This window comes from Phenylobacterium sp. (assembly GCF_004799395.1).
Taxonomy (GTDB): Bacteria; Pseudomonadota; Alphaproteobacteria; order Caulobacterales; family Caulobacteraceae; genus Phenylobacterium.
On record NZ_SSMZ01000056.1, the window covers coordinates 1 to 18,144 of the forward strand.

14 protein-coding genes are annotated in these 18,144 nt (G+C 68.8%); 6 read left to right on the plus strand and 8 right to left on the minus strand.

Going from position 1 to position 18,144, the window contains the following annotated elements:
* Positions 1-67: 67 nt before the first annotated feature.
* Both E8A12_RS03780 and E8A12_RS03785 read right to left on the minus strand, forming a co-directional pair.
* Positions 68-436 (minus strand): hypothetical protein, encoded by a 369-nt coding sequence (locus E8A12_RS03780; protein ID WP_293366422.1) that lies wholly within the window; start codon positions 434-436, stop codon positions 68-70.
* Positions 433-1,506, minus strand: a complete 1,074-nt coding sequence (locus E8A12_RS03785; protein ID WP_293366423.1) for a glycosyltransferase family 2 protein — start codon at positions 1,504-1,506, stop codon at positions 433-435. Before E8A12_RS03785 ends, E8A12_RS03780 begins: the two co-directional genes overlap by 4 nt.
* 117 nt (positions 1,507-1,623) lie before the next feature.
* Between E8A12_RS03785 and E8A12_RS03790 the strand changes: the two genes are divergently transcribed.
* The 4 genes from E8A12_RS03790 (at position 1,624) to E8A12_RS03805 (ending at position 6,737) form a co-directional block, all read left to right on the plus strand.
* Positions 1,624-2,460 carry an ABC transporter permease gene (locus E8A12_RS03790; protein WP_293366424.1) on the plus strand — a complete coding sequence of 279 codons (837 nt, stop codon included), beginning with the start codon at positions 1,624-1,626 and terminating at the stop codon, positions 2,458-2,460.
* Positions 2,457-3,206: an ATP-binding cassette domain-containing protein gene (locus tag E8A12_RS03795; protein WP_293366425.1), complete on the plus strand. Its 750-nt coding sequence runs from the start codon at positions 2,457-2,459 to the stop codon at positions 3,204-3,206. The genes E8A12_RS03790 and E8A12_RS03795 overlap by 4 nt, the downstream gene beginning before the upstream one ends.
* A gap of 65 nt (positions 3,207-3,271) precedes the next feature.
* Entirely contained in the window at positions 3,272-5,497 is a 2,226-nt protein-coding gene (locus E8A12_RS03800) for a hypothetical protein (protein WP_293366426.1), read from the plus strand.
* A gap of 25 nt (positions 5,498-5,522) precedes the next feature.
* On the plus strand, positions 5,523-6,737 hold the full coding sequence (locus E8A12_RS03805; protein WP_293366427.1) for a glycosyltransferase family 4 protein: 1,215 nt from the start codon (positions 5,523-5,525) through the stop codon (positions 6,735-6,737).
* Here the strand turns inward: E8A12_RS03805 and E8A12_RS03810 are convergent.
* From E8A12_RS03810 to E8A12_RS03820, 3 genes are read right to left on the minus strand one after another with little or no spacing between them, the layout of a single operon-like run.
* The gene (locus E8A12_RS03810) at positions 6,734-7,924 is read right to left on the minus strand and encodes an MFS transporter (RefSeq protein ID WP_293366428.1); all 1,191 of its coding nucleotides are present in this window, start codon (positions 7,922-7,924) and stop codon (positions 6,734-6,736) included. The genes E8A12_RS03805 and E8A12_RS03810 overlap by 4 nt on opposite strands.
* 4 nt (positions 7,925-7,928) lie before the next feature.
* A complete protein-coding gene (locus E8A12_RS03815; RefSeq protein ID WP_293366429.1) occupies positions 7,929-8,126 on the minus strand; it encodes a hypothetical protein in 198 nt (65 codons plus the stop codon).
* Between the two features lie 9 nt (positions 8,127-8,135).
* Positions 8,136-9,800, minus strand: coding sequence for a glycosyltransferase family 4 protein (locus E8A12_RS03820; RefSeq protein ID WP_293366430.1), 1,665 nt, complete (start codon positions 9,798-9,800; stop codon positions 8,136-8,138).
* Between the two features lie 152 nt (positions 9,801-9,952).
* Here E8A12_RS03820 and E8A12_RS03825 point away from each other — a divergent pair, with 152 nt between their 5' ends.
* On the plus strand, positions 9,953-11,173 hold the full coding sequence (locus E8A12_RS03825; RefSeq protein WP_293366431.1) for a tetratricopeptide repeat protein: 1,221 nt from the start codon (positions 9,953-9,955) through the stop codon (positions 11,171-11,173).
* Here the strand turns inward: E8A12_RS03825 and E8A12_RS03830 are convergent.
* A complete protein-coding gene (locus tag E8A12_RS03830; RefSeq protein WP_293366432.1) occupies positions 11,129-12,580 on the minus strand; it encodes a pyridoxal-dependent decarboxylase in 1,452 nt (483 codons plus the stop codon). The genes E8A12_RS03825 and E8A12_RS03830 overlap by 45 nt on opposite strands.
* 164 nt (positions 12,581-12,744) lie before the next feature.
* Here E8A12_RS03830 and E8A12_RS03835 point away from each other — a divergent pair, with 164 nt between their 5' ends.
* Positions 12,745-14,259, plus strand: a complete 1,515-nt coding sequence (locus E8A12_RS03835; RefSeq protein ID WP_293366433.1) for a hypothetical protein — start codon at positions 12,745-12,747, stop codon at positions 14,257-14,259.
* A gap of 27 nt (positions 14,260-14,286) precedes the next feature.
* Here the strand turns inward: E8A12_RS03835 and E8A12_RS03840 are convergent, their stop codons facing one another.
* Together E8A12_RS03840 and E8A12_RS03845 are read right to left on the minus strand one after the other, a co-directional pair.
* Positions 14,287-15,666: a sulfatase-like hydrolase/transferase gene (locus E8A12_RS03840; protein WP_293366434.1), complete on the minus strand. Its 1,380-nt coding sequence runs from the start codon at positions 15,664-15,666 to the stop codon at positions 14,287-14,289.
* A gap of 224 nt (positions 15,667-15,890) precedes the next feature.
* A complete protein-coding gene (locus tag E8A12_RS03845) occupies positions 15,891-17,945 on the minus strand; it encodes a hypothetical protein (protein ID WP_293366435.1) in 2,055 nt (684 codons plus the stop codon).
* Between the last annotated feature and the right edge of the window lie 199 nt (positions 17,946-18,144).

Genomic DNA, 18,144 nt, shown 5'->3' on the forward strand with positions numbered 1-18,144 from the left:
CGAGCGGATGTTCAAGGTGCCTTACGAAGAGGTCCGCGCCGCCGCCGACGCCTTCCTTGCGGGCCGCTCAGCCTAGGGCGCGCTGGCCCTGCATGATCACCGCAAAACCCGCCAGCATCAGCAGGTAGCCGACGGCGAAGCGCCAATCGAGCGGCTCCTTGAACACCAGCCACGCCACCAGCGGCACCAGGCCCGAGCCCACGATCGAGAAGGCGTAGGCGAGCGACAGCGGCACCCTCGTCAGGATGTAGAACCAGAAGAGCGCCGTCAGGCCGTACCACGCGAAGGCCCCGATCAGCGGGACGTTGGTCGCCAGCCGCAGGATCAGCGGGCCGCTTAGCCGCGCGTTGTTGACGGCCGCGAACTTGAACAGCGTCTGTCCGACCGGCAACGCCAGGGAAAAGCCGGCGCAGAGGGCGATGTCAGCCAGTTTCACGGCGCGCCCTTCTCGGCTTCCATCCGCGCGATGGTGCGCAGGTAGGGGTGGATCGGTCGGGCCGGCACGTTCAGCACGTCGAAGTTCAGCGCCTGCATCAGCAGTTGGGCGCCCAGCATCACCGGCAGGGCGGCGGCCATAACGACGCCGGGAGAGGCTGCGCCGGTGTGGCGCACCGAAAGGTAATGCGCGCCGTAGCCCATGCCGAAAAGCAGGAAGAAAATCCCGAACACCATCTCCAGGCTCGCGGCGTTGAAATCGCGCACGAAGTACTGGCCCAGCGCCCGCTGCAGGAAGTTGGTGACGTGCTTGAAGGCGAAGGGCCCGACGATGGCCCCGATCCTCAGGTTCGAGACCTCGCCGCCGTAACGGGCCGGCATGGGCACGTCGCGCACCACCGCGCGCAGGGTCGAGAGGTGATAGAGCAGGTCGGTCTCGAAGAAGAACCGCCGCGAGACCCGCTTCTCGATGGCCATCCGCGCCACCTGCGCCTCGATGGCGGTGTAGCCGTTGGTCGGGTCGAAGATGTTCCAGTAGCCGGTCGAGAGCTTGGCCGCGAAGCTGAGCGCGGCGTTCCCGAACACGCGGACCGGCGGCATGGTCGCGAGGTGGCTGATCGAGGTGAAGCGGTTGCCCTTGGCGTAGTCGGCCTCGCCCAGCAGGATCGGGGCCACCAGGTGCGGCATGTAGCCCAGGTCCATCTGGTCGTCGCCGTCGACCTTGACCAGGACCTGGCCGCCGCGGGCGATGGCCTCGCGGTAGCCAGCCATGGTGGCGCCGCCGACGCCCTGATTCTGCGCCAGCTTGACCACCACCACGCGCGGGTCCTTGGCGTTCGCCTCGATGAAGGCGCCGGAGTGCTCGGGGCAGGCGTCGTCGACGCAGACGATACCCTCGACCCAGGCCGGGGTCTTGGCGATCACGTCGAGGATGTGGGCCTTGACCTTGTAGCAGGGCACCACCAGCCAGACGCCGGCGCCCTCGAGGGTAGGATCGAGCGCGCGTAGCCGCAGCGCCCGCGCCTCCATCGGCGTGACCCCAGCCCGGGCGATCTTGTCGATGGACGCCATGCGCCCGGCTAACACGGAACTCCGTAGGCTGGCAAAGCGGGCGGCGTCCTTGCGCCGTCGGGGCCTTGCCTGTTACGAGCGCCCCTTCGCCGCGAGAGCCCCTTCCCTAGGGAACCAATGGACACCGCCACCCACATGCTCCGGACCGGACGGCGCGGCGCGCTGTTCGAGTATCAGATGGCGTTTCGGGACCTGCGGGCGTCGATCGAGCGGATCGACTTGGCCTGGTCGCTGGCCTGGCACGACGTGGTCTCGCGCTACCGCGGCTCGATCCTGGGCCCGCTGTGGATCACGCTCTCCATGGGCCTGATGGTTCTGGGCATCGGCGTCCTGTGGGGCGAGCTGTTCCGCGTGTCGCTGCAGCAGTTCATGCCCTTCGTGGCGCTCGGCATCGTCTTCTTCGGCACGGTCACCACCACGATCAACGAGGGCTGCGAGACCTTCGTCCAGGCCGCCGGCATGCTGTCGCAGACCTCGTTGCCGATGTTCACCTTCGTCTGGCGGACCGTCCTTAGAAACCTGATCAACCTGGCGCACCACATCGTCATCGTGCTCGCGGTGCTGATCTATTACGGCTACTGGCGCGTCGCGAACTATCCGGTGGCGGCGCTCGGCCTCTTCTTCCTGATCGTGAACGTCGCCTGGATCTCCATGCTGGTGGCGATCGTCTCGGCACGGTTCCGCGACATCCCGCAGATCGTCGCCTCGATCACCCAGGCCGCAGCGATCATGACGCCGGTGTTCTGGCTGCCCGACCGCATCCCGCCGCGCTATCACCTGATCCTCGACGCCAATCCGTTCTACCACCTGCTGCAAGGCGTCCGCGCGCCGCTGATGGGCCTGGGCGTGGCGCCGCACACCTTCGCCTTCCTGGCCGCCATGGGCGTGGTGGGCTGGGCCCTGGTGTTCAGCGTCTTCGCCAACACACGTAGGCGGATCGTACACTACCTATGAAGCCGCCTCCCGTTTCCATCTCCTGCCAGAACCTGACGCTGCGGTTCCCGGTCTATGGGATCGACGCCAAGTCGCTGAAGAAGCACCTGGCCAAGATTGCGGTGGGCGGACGGCTGGGCTCGCACCACGGTTCGACGGATGTCACCGCCATATCCAACCTGAATCTGGAGCTGAAGGCCGGCGACCGTCTGGGCCTGATCGGCCACAACGGATCTGGCAAGACCACGCTCTTGCGCGCGCTCTCCGGAGCGTATGAGCCGGACGAGGGCTCCATCGAGGTGCAGGGCCATATCGCCGCGCTGCTGGACCTCAACCTGGGCATCGACCCCACCGCCACGGGCTTCGACAACATCCGCCTGCGCGGCCGCATCGCGGGCCTGTCGGCCAAGGAGGTCGACGCGCGGATGGACGAGATCGCAGAGTTCTCCGGACTCGGCCCCTTCCTGGCCATGCCGGTGAAGACCTATTCAGCGGGCATGCAGGCGCGCCTGGCCTTCGCCGCCGCCACCGCCGTCGAGGCCGACGTGCTCCTGATGGACGAATGGATCGCGGTCGGCGACGCCGACTTCCAGAAGATCGCTCACAAGCGCCTGCTGAAGCTCGTCGAGCGCGCCGGTATCCTCGTGCTGGCCAGCCACGACGTCGAACTGCTGCGGCTCTACTGCAACAAGGTCATGCGCATGGACGGCGGCGTGGCCTCGCCGGTCACCGACATCAAGAAGCTCGACGAGCTGTTGGCCGCCTGAGGCGGCGCCTGATAGACCAAGCCCCTCAAGGCAACCCCCTTAGGCAATCTCGCAAGCCATCCCTCTTGGACGTCATCTTCACCATCATCTCCCGCAACTACGCGGCCCAGGCCGCGACGCTGATGGAGAGCCTGGCGGTCCATGAGCCGAAGGCCCGGCGCGTGGTCGTCGCCACCGACGGGCCGATCCCCCAGCTCGCGCGCCTGGCCGAGGTGGTCGACGCCCGCGGGATGGGCGCGCCCTACGCGGCGATGAGCGTCTATTACGATGCGCTGGAGCTGAACACGGCGGTGAAGCCCTACGTCTTCCGCCATTTCCTGACCGAACCGGGCGTGACCTCGGCCACCTATCTCGATCCGGACATCCTGGTGTTCAGGCCGCTGGACGCCGTGCGCGCCGGCCTCGCCGAGGCCCAGCTCGCGCTCACGCCGCACCTGACCAAGCCGTTGTTGGGTTCGGCCATGCCCAACGACCATGCGATCCTTCAGTCGGGCTCCTTCAACCTTGGGTTCTGCGCCGCCCGCGCCGAACCCAAGGTCGTCGACCTGATGGGCTGGTGGGCCGATCGCTGCGAGTTCGACTGTCGCGTCGATCTGAAGAACGGCCTCTTCACCGACCAGCGCTGGATGGACCTCTCGCCGGGCTTCGTGGACAGCCTGGCGATCCTGCGGACGCCGACGCTGAACCTCGCCTACTGGAACCTGGAAGGCCGCTCCCTGGCCAAGACCGCAGACGGCTGGGCGGTGGACGGCGAGCCGTTGGCCTTCTTCCACTTCTCCGGCTTCGATCCCGCGCGGCCCGATGTGCTGTCGAAGCACCAGGACCGGGTCCGTGTGACACCGGGCTCGCCACTGGCGGAGCTGCTGGCCGACTACGCCGCGGCCATGCTGAAGAACGGCCACGAGACCAGCCGCGCGATTCCCTACGCCCACCTGAAGTTCCCGTCGGGACGGCTTATCACACCGGCCATGCGCCGCCGCGCCCTGCGCGCCGCCCGTGACGGCAAGGATTTCTCCGCCGGCCTGACCGCCGCCGTGGAAGCCTGGGTCGACGCGCCGGACCCCGAAGCCGCCCTCGCCGGCCTGCCGGATGTCACCCGGACCATGGATCAGGTCTGGCGCGACATCCCTACAGGTTTCCAGCTCGACCACGAGGCCGGCCGCCTGGGGTTCCACCAGTTCTTCGCCGAGCACGCTGTGACGCTGGGCGCCGACGCGGTTTCCGGGTCGGCGGCGGAGGCCCTCCTCGCCGCCTGGCGCAGTGGCGCGCGGGAAGCAGATCCAACCGTCTGGGGCGAGGCGCCCTGGCGGGGCCCCGCCGCCGGCGCGCTCGACTGGCTGCGCGAACCCTCCGCCGACCGGACGCCGCGAGCGGCTAAGGCCCTGCTGGCGGCCCGCGCGGATCTGCGCGCCAAATTCGCCGGCGATCCGGCCGGCTTGATCGCCTGGTGCCTGGGCGCAGAGGCCGCCGCCGGACGGTTCGCACCGGACCTCCTGCCGGCCAACGTCATCGACGGCCTGGCCCGCGATCCCGCGCCGCTGCTGGCCGCCGCCCGCCTGGCCGAGCCGGGCGCCAACGACCTGAAGCGCCGCCTCTCCGCCGGCTTCGGGGTCGCCGCTCGCGCGGGATGGCCGGCGAGCCTGACCGACGCCTTGCGCGGGCCGTTCCTGGAGGCCGCCCCGGCCCAGCCGGCGCCCTTCATTCGTCTGTTCCTCGAGATCTGGGAAAGCCGTGTCGATCTGCAGCGGCTGTTCCCGCTGCGGTCGGCCGCCGAGCGGTTCAAGTTCCTGCGCTGGCTGGCCGGCGGGGGCCTTGCCGAATACGGCGTCGAGTTCGACGCGCTGCCGGCGTCCGTCCGCCTCCACCCGCAGATGCAGCTCGCTCGCCTGACCGTGCGCCAGCGCCAGGCCGCCGCGCGGCCCGCGGTCGGCGCCCGGGTCGCCGAGCTTTGGGTGGTCGAGGGCGCCGAGTTGGCTGCCGAAGCCGCCGCCGACCGCCTGGTCTATGAGGCGATGGCTGGCAGGTTCCTGGGTCCCGCCGGGCCGGCCGCAGCCCCGGCGCAAGCCGATCTCGTTCGCTTCCTCGTCCACCCTGACCTTGTGCCCGCCGACGCCATCGCCCTGCACAGCCGCGGGGTCCGCTGGACCCGCGCGGTCGGCGTCTGGGACGGCGAGGTCGCCGGGGGCCTCAATGGGGACACCGTGGGCCTGTCCTTCGTCGACGAGGTCTGGGCGCCGGCCGCGCCGGCCAGCTTCCGGCCGGTGAGGGGCCAAGCGCCCGTCGCCGCGTGAGAGGTTGTCTGATGAGCCTCCTTCGATGAGCGCTCTCGGCGCGGCCCGGAAGCTCTGGAGATCGGCCTTGCCGGAGCCGGTCCGCAGGATGGCTGCGCCGGCGCTCAACATCGCCCTGCAGGGTTATGTCCGCCGCGCCGCCCGTGCGCCGCATGGGGCGCAGCACGCTTCCGGGCCGATCAAGGTGGTGGGCTACTTCGCGGGCTCGCACGGCATCGCCACTTCGGCGCGGCTGGCGGCGCGAGCCTTCGAGGCCTTGCAGGTCCCCGTTGAACGCCTCGACGTCACCGACGCCAAGCTGGGCTGGGACGGGCGGTTGACCCACCCGGTCTGCGCCTCTGCCTGGATCTTCCACCTGAACCCGCCGGAACTGCTCGCAGCGTTGGCCTGCCTGGGGCCGAAGCAGCTCATCGGCCCCCGCTACGGCTACTGGGCCTGGGAGCTGCCACGCGCCCCGCGCCTGTGGCTGAAGGACGCCGCCCTGGTGGACGAGGTCTGGGCGCCCAGCCGCTACACGGCCGAAGCTCTGGACGGCGCCGCATCGCCAGTGCGTGTCGTCCCGCATCCGCTGTTCATCGAGGACTACGCCGCCGTCGCGCCGGCCCCGCGACGGGCCGCCTTCCAGGGCGTCAGCGTCTTCGACTTCAACTCCTCGGTGGCGCGGAAGAACCCGCAGGGCGCCATCGCCGCCTGGGCCCGGGCCTTCGCCGACGATCCGGCCTGCCAGCTGACCCTCAAGATCCAGAACGGCGGCCTCTTCCCGCGCGATCTGGCCAACCTGCGCGCCGCCGCGCCGCCCAATGTGCGCATCGTCGACGAGGTCTGGCCCTATTCGGAGGTGCAGAGCCTGATCGCCGGAGCCGACGTGCTGGTCTCGCTGCACCGCGCCGAGGGCTTCGGCCTGACTCCCGCCGAGGCGATGGCGCTCGGCACGCCGGTGCTGGCCACGGCTTTCTCGGGCGTCCTCGACTTCATGGACGAGAGCTGCGCCCTGCTGGTTCCGGGGCGCCAGATTCCGGTCGACGATCCGCAAGGGGTCTACCGAGGCCAGACCTGGGCGGACCCGGGTATCGCCTCAGCGGCCGAGGCGTTGGTGCGCCTGCACGCCGATCCGGCCCTTGGCCCCAAGCTGAGCGCCGCCGCCCGCGAGCGCGTGGCCCGTCAGCTGTCGCCGCAGGCCTGGTTCGAGACCTTGCCCGCCGCCGTCCAGGCGGCCGCCCGCGCCGCCGCGACGCCTTAGTCGGCCTCCTCCGGCGGGCGCACCTTCTGGAACCGCCAGAGCAGCAGCAGGTCGTAAGCGATCTTCAACGACCCGCCGATCACCAGTGGCCAGGCGAAGGGCGTCAGCGTGAACAGGAAACCTGCCAGGGCGGGGCTGAACGCGGAGGCCAGGCTGCGCGGCACATTGGTCACCCCGGCCGCCGCCGCCCGCTCCGCTGGCGTCACGATGGCCATCACGTAGGAGGTGCGCGCCGGCACATCCATACTGGAGAGCAGGGCGCGGACGAAAAGCAGGGCAAAGGCGGTCGCCACGTTCGGCGCAAAGGCTGCGGCGATCACACACAGGCTGGCCGGGATGTGGGTGAAGGCCATGGTGCGGATCAGGCCGATGCGGCGGGCGAGCGGGGCTGCAGCGAGTTGCGACAGGGCCGCCAGCGCTCCGGTCCAGAAGAAGAACGCCCCCGCCGCGCCAAGCGACAGGCCGAAACGGTGGAACAGCCACAGCGCGAACAACGACTGCACAAGGAAGCCGCCGCCGAAGGAGTCGATGCAGAAGATCGCGGCGAGTCCGTAAACATTCCGCTTCGAGGGCCCCAGCGGCGTCCGCGCGACCTCGCCTTCGCTCGGCTGGTCCGGCAGGCCGCGGTAGAGCATCGCGGCGATCAGCCCGAGCAGGCCGTAGACGACAAAGGCGCCCTCCACGAGACTCAGCTGGGCCACGCCGGTGAGGGCGCGCAGGGGGGCCAGCAAGCCGACCGACAAGGCGCCCAGCGCCATCATCAGCGAGCCGGTCAGGCTGTAGCGGGCGAAGAGGTGTGTGCGCTGCGACGGCGCCCCCGCGTGGGCCAGCAGCGACTGCTCCAGCGGCAGGAAGGGGCTCACATCTCCGCCGGACGGGTTGAGGGTTCCGACGAACCCCACGACGACGAGCGGCCAGAAGGCATGGGTTTGGGAGAACAGCACGCCGGTCAGGCCCATCAGCGCGCAGGCCGCGAACAGCAGCCGCCTGGCCGGGACGCGGTGGCCGAGCAGCCCCACCGCCAGCGTCAGGGCCGCCGAGCCGAGCAGGGTCGCGGTGGTCAGCACGCCCACCTGGAAGGCGCTGAACCCCAGGGACGAGAGGTAGACCGGTAATAGCAGCCCGGTGAAGCCATCGCCGAACCCGCGGACGCCCCTTGCGGCGATCAGGGTGGCGGCGGGTCGCACGGCCTCAGGGCCTGCGCGTGGTGATGTCGGTGAGCGGACCGCCCTCGCGGACGGTCTTGTTGCGGTAGATCACTGCCCCGATGAGATTGGGTTCACGGTGGATGGCGGCGAGGAACGCCGGCCACAGTTCTGAAGGAACCCAGAGACACGGCGCCCGCGGATCCTCGTCGATTGCTACATCCACGAGGTCGCGCGCGTCCACGGGGTCACCCTAGGCCAGCCAGTCGATAAGGCCGAGCTTGGCCATCCAAGCGAGACCCATCTCCACCGCGCGCCGCTTTTCAACCGGGAAGGCGGCCATGATCTCGCGGGCCGAGGCGGCCTTGCCCGACGCCAGCAGGTCGAGCGCCATGGCGCAATCCTCCAGGCTCGCCCGCACATTGGCGAACGCCTTGTCGAGGACAGCCGTCAGCCCCCGCACGTCATCGCCGTTCACGCCAGCGACCGCGCTCAGGCGAGTATCGGCCGTCAACACCTGTGTCGCGAAGCCGGCAAAATCGATGAAGGGGTCGCCGCGCCCCGGATCGGCCTTCTGACGCACCACGGGATCCGGCGAGGCCTTGCGAATCTCGGCTAGGTCGTCGGCCAGCGCGCTGATCTGCCGGGCGACCACCGGCCAGTCCAGCATGCTACGCACCCGCTCACGACCGGCCGCGCCCATTGTCTTGCGAAGGTGTCGGTTGCGGGCGAGGGCGCCGATCGCCGCGCCAGCGCGGCCGACATGGACAGCGGTGTGCTGCGACACCTCGCCGGCGAAGGTCTGGTAGCTGGTGATCTGAAACAGGTGACGCTGGACGATGTTGAGGCCGACGCCCGAGGCGGGACCGCCCAGGGTTGGGATCAAGAACCCCTCGATCCCATCGCGCACCGTGAAGCGGTAGCCGTCCCAGTCGCTGACAACCACCGGCAGCCCCGCCGCCATCGCCTCCACGGGTGTGATGCCGAAGGTCTCCTGGATGTTGTCCACCAACGAGGTGAAGATGTCCGCTCCCGCCCAGAGCTCGCCCACTAAGGTGCGGTCGTTCCCGTCGAGGAAATGCACCTTGGCGTCGGGAGCATGGACGCGGGCTGCTTCTTCATAGAAACCCCGATCGCGCTCTGGGGAGGGGAACCAGCCGGCCATGGCGAAGTGGATGTTCAGGCCGGTCGTCCTGGCGGCGATCTGCACAGCCTGGAACATAGCTTGCGGGAAGGCCTTCTCGAAGAAGGAGAGCCGGCCCACCCACAGGACCAGGATGTCCGCCTCACCCAGCCCCAACTGTGCGCGCACCTTGGCGCGCGCCTGGGGCCGGTCGGCCAGGACCGCGATGCGATGGGCGTCGACCCCCAGCGGAATGATGGGCAGGGCGGGCTGCGGCGGCGGGCTCCCGTTGGTGCGCTCCGCGAGGAGAGCACCCCAGTCGTCAAGCATCTTCGCTGTGGCCTCACGCACGCTGGGCGAGGTGCAGATGATCGCGTCCCAGGGATGTACCGGAGCGGTCAGCGAAAGCGTGATGCCTTGGCGGATCGCCGGCGGCGCAAGGGTGTGGATAAGGCCGATCAGGCTGTAGCTGCGATCCCCCGACGTCAGCCGCCGCAGCCACGCGGCGTTCTGCAGGTCCGGCTGGCCACGCAGGGCTACACCCGCCGCTTGGGCGGGCGATGTGCTCAGGATCGACTGGCGAGTGATCCGGATCGGCGCGGCGGGATCGTCCAACAGGGCTTCGCGCAGATGCGCCTCCGTGGCCGGCATCGCGCTCAGAATGTCGATCTGCTCGAACCCGCCGTACCGGGCCATGGCCTGGAACAACTGCAGGTTGGCGACGTCCTTGCCGAAAAAGTTCTCGCCCAGCCCAAGCTCACCGCGCGGATGATATATTGCGAGCCTATTGGCCACGTGGGCGCTCCGGGCATGCGGAATTGAGATGTCGCCCGGCAGGCGTGAACGGTTGGCGGATTGCGATCACCGGGACTCCCTCAGTCAGGGCGCAAGGTTTAGATACCGCCGACGGTTCGGACAATCGCGCCGAACGACACGCGACGGGACAGATGGCCGACGACCCCGACGAGGCAGAGTACCAGCACGGTGTTTCGCTGCAGCGGGCGGGCCGCTTCGAAGAGGCAGTGGCCGTCTACCTGCCCCTTGCCGAGCGCGCGTTGACCGTCAAGCTGGCCACCAATCTGGGCTTAGCCCTGGGCGAGACCGCCGAGTATCCGCAGGCCCCACACTACCTGAAGCTCGCGGCTGAGCATCGCCGGACGGATGGCGGCCTGTGGCGCGCCCTCGGCCGCGCCTATGGCGAATCCGGCGACCTGGACCTCGCGGAGCAGGCTTATCGGAACGCGCTGGCGCTCGACCCCCGCGACCTCCACGCCGAACTGGGATTGGGCGGCGTCTACCTTTCGGGCGGCCGATATGCAGAAGGTTGGCCGCTGATGAGCGCTCGCGCCGAGCTCCACCCCGATGTTGTGCCGGCTGTCGTCGTTCCCTATCCGGAGTGGCGGGGCGAGCCGATCGACGGCAAATCCATCCTCGTCTGGGTCGAGCAGGGCTTCGGCGACAAAATCCAGTTCGCCCGCTTCGCCAAAGCCCTCAAGTCGCGCGGCGCGAGCCGGGTCAGTCTAGCCTGCTCCCCGAACCTGACCGACCTGTTCTCAACCCTTACTGGAGTCGATGAGCTGATCCCCATTGGGGTCGGCGCTTCGACATCGGTGGCCAGCCACGACTACTGGAGCCGCTACCTTTCGCTGCCGGAGCACCTGGGAATCACCCTGGAGACCCTGCCGTCGGAACCCTATCTTGCCGCACCGCCGCAGCGACGGGCGCGCTGGGCCGGATTCGGGCGCGGCGCGCGGGTCGGCGTCGCGTGGAAGGCGAGTCCAACAGGGTTCAATGGCGTCAACAAGGGTCTCCCCGACCCTCTAGCCGAGCGCCTGCTCGCCGTAGGCGCGATCAGCCTGCACCCCGAAGACACCGGCGCGAAGGACTTCGCCGACACTGCCGCCATCATCGACGGCCTGGACCTGTTGGTCTCCATCGACACCTCGGTCGCCCACTTGGCGGGCGCGATGGGCAAGCCTTGCTGGACCCTGTTGCCGGCGCTGCATTGCGACTGGCGCTGGCTGCGCGACCGGACCAGCAGCCCCTGGTACCCGACAATGCGGCTCTACCGGCAGACCCGCGCCAAGGACTGGACCGAAACCATCGACCGGGTCATCGATGACCTAGCCGCCGCGGGCCTCGCGGGCCGCGGCCTGGGCGCGCCCTAGAGCCACAACGCCATCGACCAGGGCCTGGATGTCGTTGGGGCCTGTGCGGTGGTTGACGATGGCGGCGCGGATCGCCGTCTTGCCGGCAACCGTGGTGGTCGAAGGCGCGACGCGACCGGCCTCGTGAAGGTCGGCGACGATGGCGGCGTTGTCGGCTCCCTTGTAGGCGAAGCAGACGATGTTGAGCCCGACCGGCGCGAGCAGCTCCAGCTCGGGGCTGGCCTCGACCTTCGCCGCCAGCGTCTGGGCCAGGTCGCACGTCCGGCGGATCACCGCGCCCAGGGCATCGAAGCCATAGGTCTTCAGGCTGAACCAGACCTTCAGCGCCCTGAACCCCCGCGACAGGTCGGGCCCATAGTCGCAGGGCCAAAATTCGCCGCCGGCCAGCCCGCGCTCGGCATGGCGCAGATAGGCGGCTTCCGAATAGGTGAAGGTCCGCTTGTGGGCCGCGGCGTCCCGGACCAGCAGGAAGCCGGCATCGTAAGGTATCTGCCCCAGCTTGTGGAAATCGAGCGCCAGACTGTCGGCCCGCTCGATTCCCGCCAAGCGCGGCGCGAGTGTCGGCGAAAGCATCGCCAGCGCGCCCAGCGCGCCATCGACGTGGAACGCCGCACCCTCGCGCCCGGCGATATCGGCAAGACCGTTGAGGTCGTCGATCGCCCCCACGTCGACGCTGCCGGCGGTCCCGACGACTAGGAACGGCGTCAGGCCCGCCGCCCGGTCGGCAGCGATGGCGGCTTCCAGTGCCGGCAGGCTGATGCGGTGGTCCGCGTCGGTCTCGATGAGCCGGAGTCGATCCCACCCAAGGCCGGTCATGTCCATGGCGCGGACGATGCAGCTGTGCACCCCCTTGGAGGCATAGGCGACCACGCGCACGTCCCGCACGCCAGTGTGGCGCACATCCGCGCCCAGCGCTCGATCGCGCGCGATGAGCACCGCGCAGAGATTGGCCATCGACGTGCCCGTCAGGAACAGGCCGCTGGCGTCGGCGGGGAAGCCGAACAGCTCCGCCATCCAAGCCACGATCTGGCGCTCCACTTCGATCGGCATGTGGTCGCGGCCACCCAGGTTCGCGTCGAGGCCGGCGGCCAGCATCTCGGCCAGCATGCCGACGCCTGTGCCGCCGCCCTGAACCCATCCCATGAAGCCCGGATGGCGGTTGCCGCTGCCGTAGGGCGCCACGTCGGTCATGAATTGGTTATGGACGTCGGCGAGCGCCCCCGGCCCACGGGGAGCCTCGGCGCGATAGCGCGCGCGCTGCTCCGCCGTCGGCGCCTGCCACAGCGGTCGCTCGGTGAGAGTCGCCAGATTGTCGAACATGTCGTCCAGCATCCGGTGGCCCTGGGCGCGCAGATCGTCCCAGTTCTCCGGATCGAGGCTCGCGCCGTCTCTGTCGGCTTGGGTCATGGGCGCTCCCGTTCGAATCGCAGCTCTCGCCCCCACGACGCCGCGACGACCCCTTATCCGCCGCCATCGTCTCCCGAAACCCCCGCGTCGGTCGATTTGCTTGCGCAGCTTGCCTGCTCATCCGCATAAGGGCCACGATAACCGCCCGCGACCTGGAGACGCGCTTGCCGCTTTCGGACGACATCCGCGACCTGATCGAGCACGATACCAGCGCCGCGCAGCGGTTGTTGCACGACCTCGCGAATGCCCTACCCGGTTCGGTTGAGGCGCGGCTGCTTCTCGCACAGTCGCACCTGCGCCGACTGGAGTTCGGCCCGGCTCTGACACACTATCGCGAGACCCTGGCCATAGACCCGAAGAACGACGAAGCGCTGCGCCATGTGGGCTTCTGCCAGCTGGCCATGGGGGAGAACGAAGGCGCTCTGGCTGCGTTCGAGCACGCCTTCAAGACGACGTCCGCCGCCACTTCGCTGCGCTACATCGCACTTCTGTCGCACCGGCTGGGGCGACTGGACGCCTCCATCCGGACCTATGAAACGCTGTTGGCGAACGCACAGCCGACCAGCGCGGAGATTCCCGTTGCGCTGCAGGGCCTGGCCGCGGTGCTGCGCGACGCCGGCCGGCCGATCGCCGCCGACCGCTACCTGAACCTTCTGATCGACCGCTTCCGGCGCGAGCCGGTATCGATCGCCTCAGGCCTGGTCAGCCGCAATAATTCCGACGACTTCCACGAGTGGTCACCGCTCGCCGACAAGTCGCACCTGGCCGCAGCGCTGACAGCGCGAAAGCCTCTCGATCCGGCCGGGCGGTTTCCGGAAACCTTCGTCCTGCCCGCCGACCGGGCGGCGCTCGTCGCCTTCGCCAGAGGGGCCAACGCGCCGGCTCTGTACATCGTCAAGCCGACCCGCGGCAGCGGCGGTCAGGGCATCAGCGTCACCCCCGACGTCACCGCCGTCCTCGACCAGGCCGACGTCGTAGTCCAGCGCTACATCGACCACCCCTATCTGATCGAGGGGCGCAAGGGCCACTGCCGCATCTACTGCCTGATCACCTCGGCCGACCCCCTCCGCGCCTATGTCTATTCGGAGGGCATCGTGCGTATCGCGCCCGAGCCCTATGACCTCAGTCCGGGTCGCGCCGGCGGCGCGTCGATGCACGTGACCAACACCGCCCTGCACATCGGCCACCGCGGCCTGGAAGTCAGCCAGGACGCGAACCAGGACGACGTGGGCTCGATCCGCAGCCTTTCGGCCCTGCTCAGACGGATGACCGCCGATGGCCTCGACGGGCAGGCCGTGTTCGGCGAGATCAAGGCCCTGGTGGAATGGTATGTGCGCCTGTTGGCGGCCAAGGGCCTGTTCGCGCGCCAGGCGGCCAGTTCCCCGCCCCGGGGCTTCCCGGCCAAGCTGTTCGGCCTCGACGTGCTCATCGACGCCAAGGGCCACCCGTGGCTGATCGAGATGCAGCGGACGCCCGCCGCCCGCGGCGCGCCCCTGGTGGAGAAGATCAACGCCGAGATGTACGCCACGGGCTTCCGGATGGGTCACGCGCCGCTGATCGATGACGCGACGACGCCGGACATGCTGGCGGCGCTTCGCGCCGACGACGGCGCCCGCCGTGGCCGCGAGGCCGAACTGGAGTCTGCCGCCTGCGGAAAGTTCGTGCGCCTCGACCTATAGGGGGGCCTGGGTCAACCCTGCCAAGCGTTAGTCCTGGATGTGGGCGAACTGGGCGTTCAGGGTCTTGAAGGCCTGCGGGATGTCGGCGTGCTTGTAGCGGGCGAAGGCCGCCTTGGCCGCGTCGAGCCGGCCCTTCATCGCCTTGGCGATCTCGGGATTGCCTACCGCGACGCTGTAGTTCTCCGTCCGGTCCGCGCGGTGGTCGTAGAGCTCCTGGTAGGGGAACAGCATCATCGGCAGCTTGTGGTCGCGGTAGTAGATGGCGTCGACGTACTTCCAGTCCTGGGTGCGGATGGCGATCGGCGTCTCGTTGTCGAACAGCACCAGTTCCTCGTGCGGCGAGGGCGCTCCCTTCGCCAGCACCGCGGTGATGTCGCGCCCGTCCAGATCGACGCCTTCCGGCGGCGGCAGGCCGGCCATGGCGAGGAAGGTGGGCAGGAGGTCGACGCCGGAGATGATCGACTTGGTCCGCCGCCCGGCCGGCAGGCGCCCCGGCGCCCAGGCCACGAATGGCACGCGATAGCCGCCGTCGTAGCCGCCGCCGCCCTTGCGCTCCCGCATCCCGCCGGGCGAGCCCTCGAACCAGGGGCCGTTGTCCGAGGTGAAGATCACCACGGTGTCGTTCTCGAGTTTCAGCGCCCGCAACTTGGCCAATAGCCGGCCGAGGATGGAATCGATCTCCGACACCACCGCCCCATAGGGCCCGGCGTAGGTATCGGCCTTGAAGCCGGGATGCGGATATTCCGGCAGGTGCGGCGACGACAGCGCCAGTTCTACGAAAAAGGGGCGATCTCGATTGGCCTCGATGAAGCGCTCGGCGTGGCCGTAGAACTGCTGCTGCAGCTGCGGATAGTCGACCGGGAACCTGGCGACCTCGTCGGAGCCCGCATGGCTCTCGAACAGCGACAGCGGCGCCATGTCGTGGCTGTAGGGGATGCCGAAGAACGCATCGAAGCCGTGCTTGGTCGGCGGCCAGGCCGCGCCCAGATGCCCCAGGTGCCATTTGCCGAACAGGGCGGTGGCGTAGCCGGCGGGCTTCAGCGCCTTGCCGATGGTCACCTCCGACAGCGGCAGGCCCCGGTCGTCCTGCTGCATGATCACCTCGTAGCCGAGGCCCGTCCGCACCGCGTAGCGGCCGGTCAGCAGCCCCGCCCGCGACGGGCTGCAGAGGTTTGCCGGGGCATAGTAGTCGGTGGCGACCACGCCCTCGCGCGCCATCCGCTCCAGGTTCGGCGTGCGCAACCCGCCGGGTCCATAGATCGACACGTCGCCGTAGCCGAGGTCGTCGCACAACACGACGATGAAGTTCGGCGGCCGCTTGCCGGGCAAAGGCCCCGCCGACCGCGCGACGGTTCCGGCGAACAGGGCGCTCGCCCCCGCGGCGGCCAACAGGCGTCTGCGATCCATGGTCGTCTCCCCCGCGCCGGCCGATTCAGGCGACGGCCGTGCGCCACGCCCACCGTCACGCCTGGTGCGGCGGGAGGCAAGGCGGTCTGAGAGCAAGAGGAGAGATGGGTCGCCCAAAGTGGACGACTGTCGGTCAGATGATGATCAGCTCGATTGGCCTTGCATGCCAGGCGGGGACGGAAATGGGGAGGATCGCGCGACTTGCGAGATCCTCCCCTTGACCGTTAGCGCCCTCCGGCCGTCGGGCTCGCTGCCGGCATGGGCTGGGCGGCCGGAGCTGCCGCCGCCGCCCTGCCGCCGCCGCGCTTGGGCAGCAGCTTCATGGCCGCCGCCAGCTCCTGGGCGTCGATGAAGCCGTCGTGGTTCGTGTCGATCAGCGCGAAATATTTCTTCAGCATCGTGCCGGGGCTTTGCGGGCCGCCCTTCAGCTCGGCGTACGAGAGCTTGCCGTCCATGTTGTCGTCCATGACGTCCAGCATGAGGTTGGCCTGCATCAGCTTGTCGTAGTCGTCCCTTGGGTTCTTCGCCGTCTCGCCGGCCCAGTGGTAGTGGATGTAGACCGCCAGCATCTCCTCGAAGGACTGCTCGCCCCAGTAGACCGTCTTGGTCGGATCGGGATTGCCCGGGTTTCGGGTTGAGTTGTCATAGACCCAGCGGGTGATGATCTTCGAGCCGGCCGGAACATTGAGCGGCTTGGCCAGCACATAATCCCACTGCCAGTTGAAGTCGTACCGCGGCATGGCCAGCAGGGTCTCTTCCTTGCCGTCAGGATAGCGGATGGAGACGTTGGCCGAGACGCCGCGCTTATGCGAGTGCGGGGTGAAGGCGTAGACAACCGCGTCCTTGGGGAACTCGATGTAGGCGATCTCCTTGTGCTCGCGCTCGCCGGCCGGGATCTCGATGGAGAAATCAAAGATGCCGAAGGTCCGCCGCGGATACTTCGGCTCCTCGCCCTTGGGATAGAAGTAGAGCCCGAGCTTGGTGTTCTCGACCGTCTCCTTGCCGTAGGTCGTATAGTGCGCCTGGAAGGCTAGGCCGCTGCCCGGCGGAATCCACAGGCCTGAGTCCTGCGCCATCTTCTGGTAGCCGACCCCGGGGACATAGCCCTGCAGCAGGGTCTCGAACGGTGAGCCGGCGATCGTTTGGCCGGCCGGCGTGTCGCTGGGCGCCACGCCCGACAGGATATGGTGCACCGCTTGGCGGTCGTTGACCACGAAAGCCGAGCCCTTCAGCCAGCGGCCTTCGGTCATGACGTTCTTCACCGACGGGTACTGATAGTCGATGACCCCGCTGGCCGGGACCTTCATGGTCGGGATCTCGACGATCTTGTCGGGCTTGCCCCATGGCCACTCGGGCGCCTGGAAACTGATCTTCTTCAGCGGGTCCTCACCCGTCCCGCGCGGCGCGCCGGCGTCGATCCAGTGGACCAGGGTCTTCATCTGGTCCGGCGACAGGCGCCCGTCGTCCTTCCACTGGCCCACCGTCTCGTCGGGCTCGAAGGGCGGCATGCGGTGGGTGCGGATCACCTCGCGGATCATCGGCGAGAAGCCCTTGACCTGCTCGTAGCTGGTGAGCGGCATCGGGCCGATCCCGCCCGGCTGGTGGCAGGTCGAGCACTTGGCCTCGACCATCGGGGCGATGGTCTTGGCGTAGGAGATCTGGGCGAAAGTCGCAGCCTTGGCGCGGTCGGGGAAGGCGATCAGCTGGCCCTTGGCCTCGCCGGAGCTCAGCGCCACCTTCTGGCCGGCGACCAGGGCGTCGACCGCCGACTTCGCGCCGTCAACCGGGCCGCGGTAGGCGATGGACCAGCTGCGCGGATCGATGACGATCACCTCGTCGGCGCGGGTGACGTTCAGTTCTTCGCCGACCAGCTGCTCGTAGTCGAACAGGATCGGCATATCGAGCCCGGCGGCCTTGGCGTCGGCGATCACCGGATCGCGGCGGTCGCCGAGGCGGCTGTCGACGGCCATCACCTCGACGCCCTTGTCGGCATAGGCGGCCTTGAGCGCCATCAGCGCCGGGGCGTCGGCATGCAGTTGCTTGTCGCCGGAGGCGTAGGTCACCAGGACCACGGCCTTGTCCTGGCCCATCCAGTAGAGCTGGCGGCCGAACAGGTTCTGGTCGGCCAGCAGGAAGTCGTCGACCCGCGCCGGCCCGGCGGCCTTTGGCGCCTCGGCCTTGGCGCTGGAGACGCCATGCGGAGAGGCCATCAGCGCGATCGCGCTCGCCGTCGCCGCCAGCAGGCCCAGCCCGGTGATCGCCCTGTATGAAGTCCTCATTGCGCCTCTCCGTTGCCCCTTTGTGAGGGCATGGCCTCTCGGCCTTGCTCTCCAGCGTCGCACAACTTAATGGCTGGATGGCCAATAAAATTGCATTTTTACTGAGCCGGCGCAAGGACTGTCCGCATGATGGTCTTCCGGTCGGCGCCCGTTCCGCCCCCTGAAGCGGGCGGCTCGATTTGTTTCTTGAGGTTGGTTT